The organism is Trichlorobacter sp., from assembly GCF_030247655.1.
Classification (GTDB): domain Bacteria; phylum Desulfobacterota; class Desulfuromonadia; order Geobacterales; family Pseudopelobacteraceae; genus Trichlorobacter.
In genome coordinates, this window is sequence record NZ_JAOTRZ010000261.1 from 1 (window position 1) to 3,690 (window position 3,690).

6 protein-coding genes are annotated in these 3,690 nt (G+C 46.6%); 2 read left to right on the top strand and 4 right to left on the bottom strand.

Annotated elements, in window-relative coordinates; translation table 11 throughout:
* The 3 genes from OEL57_RS15200 to OEL57_RS15210 form a co-directional block, all read right to left on the bottom strand.
* Positions 1–549 (bottom strand): hypothetical protein (locus OEL57_RS15200; RefSeq protein ID WP_300741618.1); only part of this gene is annotated, 549 nt, incomplete at its 3' end.
* Positions 550–888: 339 nt separating this feature from the next.
* A complete protein-coding gene (locus OEL57_RS15205) occupies positions 889–1,068 on the bottom strand; it encodes a hypothetical protein (RefSeq protein WP_300741619.1) in 180 nt (59 codons plus the stop codon).
* Positions 1,046–1,639 carry a zeta toxin family protein gene (locus tag OEL57_RS15210; RefSeq protein ID WP_300741620.1) on the bottom strand — a complete coding sequence of 198 codons (594 nt, stop codon included), beginning with the start codon at positions 1,637–1,639 and terminating at the stop codon, positions 1,046–1,048. Before OEL57_RS15210 ends, OEL57_RS15205 begins: the two co-directional genes overlap by 23 nt.
* A 262-nt stretch (positions 1,640–1,901) precedes the next feature.
* Between OEL57_RS15210 and OEL57_RS15215 the strand changes: the two genes are divergently transcribed.
* Positions 1,902–2,480, top strand: coding sequence for an Arm DNA-binding domain-containing protein (locus OEL57_RS15215; RefSeq protein ID WP_300741621.1), 579 nt, complete (start codon positions 1,902–1,904; stop codon positions 2,478–2,480).
* 71 nt (positions 2,481–2,551) lie between these two features.
* The gene (locus OEL57_RS17130; RefSeq protein ID WP_414718536.1) at positions 2,552–3,052 is read left to right on the top strand and encodes a helix-turn-helix domain-containing protein; all 501 of its coding nucleotides are present in this window, start codon (positions 2,552–2,554) and stop codon (positions 3,050–3,052) included.
* Between the two features lie 387 nt (positions 3,053–3,439).
* Here OEL57_RS17130 and OEL57_RS15225 read toward each other — a convergent pair.
* A partial coding sequence (locus OEL57_RS15225; RefSeq protein WP_300741623.1) for a hypothetical protein occupies positions 3,440–3,690 on the bottom strand: 251 nt, incomplete at its 5' end.

Consider the following 3,690-nt stretch of genomic DNA (forward strand, 5'->3'; position numbering starts at 1 on the left):
GCAGACAGGGAAATCAAGGCCGTCGAACTCTCCAAACAGTGTGGAGGTGTTTAGCTTGAAGTAGATGTGCAGATCATTGCCAAGCCGGTCAAAGACCTTTTGTGTCTTGGGTAAGACCTTTTTTCTCGGAGGTAGGTGTGGGTTCTTAACCAGTTCAAACAGGTTGGCATAGCCACCTTCACCCTGAAACGAGAATACCTTTTTGGGGGCAAGGCCATAATCCAGCCATGGCATCATGTGGCGGATCATGCACTCGATTGAAATTGTGTGGGCTTTCTGGTTCCAGTAATCACATAAGTACGATTCTGATGATACCTTGTCTGCAAGCATCTGGGCAAATTGTAACCGGTATTTGCTTCGGGCGATTCTGGCGGCCTTCACACCAATGCTGAACAGCAGTGGCAACTGTTCCTGAGCCGCACAGCAGTAGGCAAGAGCCAGATCTGTCTGCCCGGCTTTCATGGCACGCTGACCATTTCTTACAAGATCACGAACAAACGGCAGCTTGGCGTTGATCTCTGCTTCTTTGCCTTGAGTGCGGCGTTTCATGGTTGGCCTCCTGCGCAAGGTTCTCAGCTTTGATCACAGTATGACAGTAGACCCTCCCCAAAGAATGTCATAGGTGTTAATATTTTGTCTTCCGCTTGTTCCCACTAATGTTCCCGCAGCAAAAGAAAAAGGACTTAACCGATATTGGCTAAGTCCTTATCTTCTTTGGAGCGGGAAACGGGGGGTCTACGCGATCAAATGAAAAGATTGAAATGCAGCTGTCTTTAACTTATCTCAACAAAATCAGTATATTCTGCCTTTACTTTTCTACGGGGGGGGCGTTTAGAAGCATCTAAAAACACCCCAAATTAGATGGGCCTGCAAAAGTTTTACGAAAGATTAAACCTGAATCTCTTCTGGTTTCAGCCAAACCATTTTACCGCCCTTCATCACTACCACCGGATTACCAGCCTGTTTATGGCGCTTCAAAGCATCCCTTACGCCTTCAGCTAGAGCTAAGCTAATACGGTCACGGTCAGCAATTACTTCTTCGATCCTATCTTTGTATTGAGCAGCCATTGTATTCTCCCGAAATTTGATCCCATACTATATGATTCTGTATAAAAATACCAGAGTTACGGTCATGACATGCAATCAGTTCTGGTTTTATCCCCCCTGAGTTTTCAAACATATGCCATGTATCGGCAAGCGGCATATAGCGGTTGAAGAAGTTTTCAAGCCCGGCATGGTACCTGCGGCGGATGGTCTCTTCCGGTACATTGTGACCGCCCATCTGGACCCGTTCGGCAACACGGGCAATGGCAAACTCAGGGGAGGGGAGCCAGAGGTAGAACAGGTGAAAAGTATATCCAGTCTGCTTCAAATTCTGAATCCAGTGAGCAAAGGTCTTGCTGGCAAGAGTTGTCTCAAAGGCAAAGTCTTCTTGATCTCCTGCCAACTGCTGCAGACGCTCCAGCATCACCCGGCCAGCCTGAAACGCTGCCTTTTCCGGGTTGAAGGCGGAAAGACCTGCTGCAATAGTGTCGGCATTTACAAACTCCGTAACACCAAGCGCCCCCTGCAGGATTGCCGGTGCGGTCGTTGATTTTCCGGCACCATTGGGGCCAGCTATGATGATAACGTGAGGCATAAAACTCCATATACGTACAAAAAAAGGCCGACACAAGTGTCGGCCTTTGGAGCTTTTGGAGCGGGAAACGGGATTCGAACCCGCGACCTTCAGCTTGGGAAGCTGACATATATTAATAACTATGTGTAACAAAGTATAACTTTTTGCACGCCTACTCAAATAATATTACTGTGTTTTGTTGTAGTTGTGGACATTTTATATAACATTTGATAACTTCTCGAATCATTTGCTATCGCCATCCATTTGTTCCCACGGTGTTCCCATGCCCCCTAAAAAAGGTAAAATCACGTTTACCGTCAAGTGGCTTAATGCTCTCAAGCCTGCCGAGAAAGAATTGACCTGGACTGAGTCGCACGGATTTACTATACGGGTTTTGCCTTCAGGTGTCAAAACTTGGTGGTACTATTACATCCTCAATGGTAAACGCAGAAAAATGAATTTGGGGATTTATCCTTATGTTTCACTCGAGGAGGCTAGAAAGCTGCATAGAGAGGCTTTGGGGCAAGTCGAACGTGGAATGGATCCCATGGCTCCTCCTCCTGAGCCAACACCTGAACCTGAAGTTCTTACAGTAAATGCTTTGGCGGAAAAATGGATCGAGCATAGCCAGAGAATTCACACTAAAAAATGGTCAAATACGCTGATTCTAGCGTTGAAGAAAGATTTTCTCCCCTCACACGGCCATCGTTTAGTAACTGAACTAAAGCGGAGGGATGCGATTGAAATCCTAAGAATCAAATCTTTAACTGCTCCAGGACAGGCTGTTAATTTACATAAATCTTTGCGTGGTATGTGGGAATTAGGGGTAAACCCAACATTCGTGCAACCAAGTGCAAAGTAGCTACATTGAAGCATCTTAATTAATTGAAATGACATTATCTTTTTCCTATTTTAAAACTCCTAATTTGGGGTATGGATTTTGGCAAGAGGCTGGAAGCATTCAGGAAGGCAAGCGGGCTGACTCAACAGCAGTTGGGGGAGAAGGTCGGCGTATCAAAGCTGGTGATTGCCTATTACGAGGGCGAGACGAGCTATCCGCCCGCCCACTTGGTCAGCCCGCTGGCAACGGCGCTGAACGTTTCGACGGGTTACCTTGCCCAGCGGGTTGGTGACCGTTGCGACCTGATTGCCGGAGTTGTAGGTGTACGTAGTTGTCTTGCCCAGTGGATCAGTTATGGTCAGGGTATTGCCGTTTGCATCATGGGTCAGCTGATAGACTGCTGCAATGGGTGGAGTGCCGGTTGCTGGCAGGGTGACACTGAGCAGGTCGTTGGTGGTGGCATGATAAGCCAGGCTGGTAACCTTGCTACGGGGATCGGTGATGGTCAGCAGGTTGCCTTTGCTGTCGTAGGTGTAGTTGGTGGTTTCATTTGCCGGGTTGGTGGCGGATTGAGCAGCAATTTTACGCAGTGATGCCCACCGCCTGTGACGTACATGCTTGCGGCGGGGAAGTCGGCTGTTATCTGGATAATATACCGATTGTGGAAGCATTGAGCCTCGTGTCAGAGGGACAGCACAGAATGGGTATGGTGTCCCTCTATTCCCTCGGTATGGTGTCCCTCTATTCTCCAGGCAAATAGCCTGTGTATGGGCCGTTATTTACAGAATTTCCGCTCGAATCGCCTGTAATAACGTTCCTGTCCCGACCAGTACGTGGACATCATTGCGGAGAAGCATAGGCCGCCCAGGAAGGCGGCAGAGGCTTAATCCCAACAGCCTTGGCGGTTTGTCAATTGCGTAGGCCTGACACTGGGGGATTTACTCAAAATAAATCTTTCCCCTTTCCCCGCAGCCTTTCCCTTAATCTCTAATTATTTCGTATTTTTCAATAAAAGCATCTATCTTGAATTTTTCTAGTATCTCCGTAAAATCTTTTTCAGGAATAAAATCGCAGTTACATATAGTTATATCATCTTTTTCTTTTGCCAAAACAACAGCATTTCCATTTAATGCCAACCCCCATGAAATATCTTCCATGTTGATTTGATCAGTCAGGTTTTTAAAATTATCAAAATCATGAAATGAAATTAGATAATTATATTCTTTTGAAA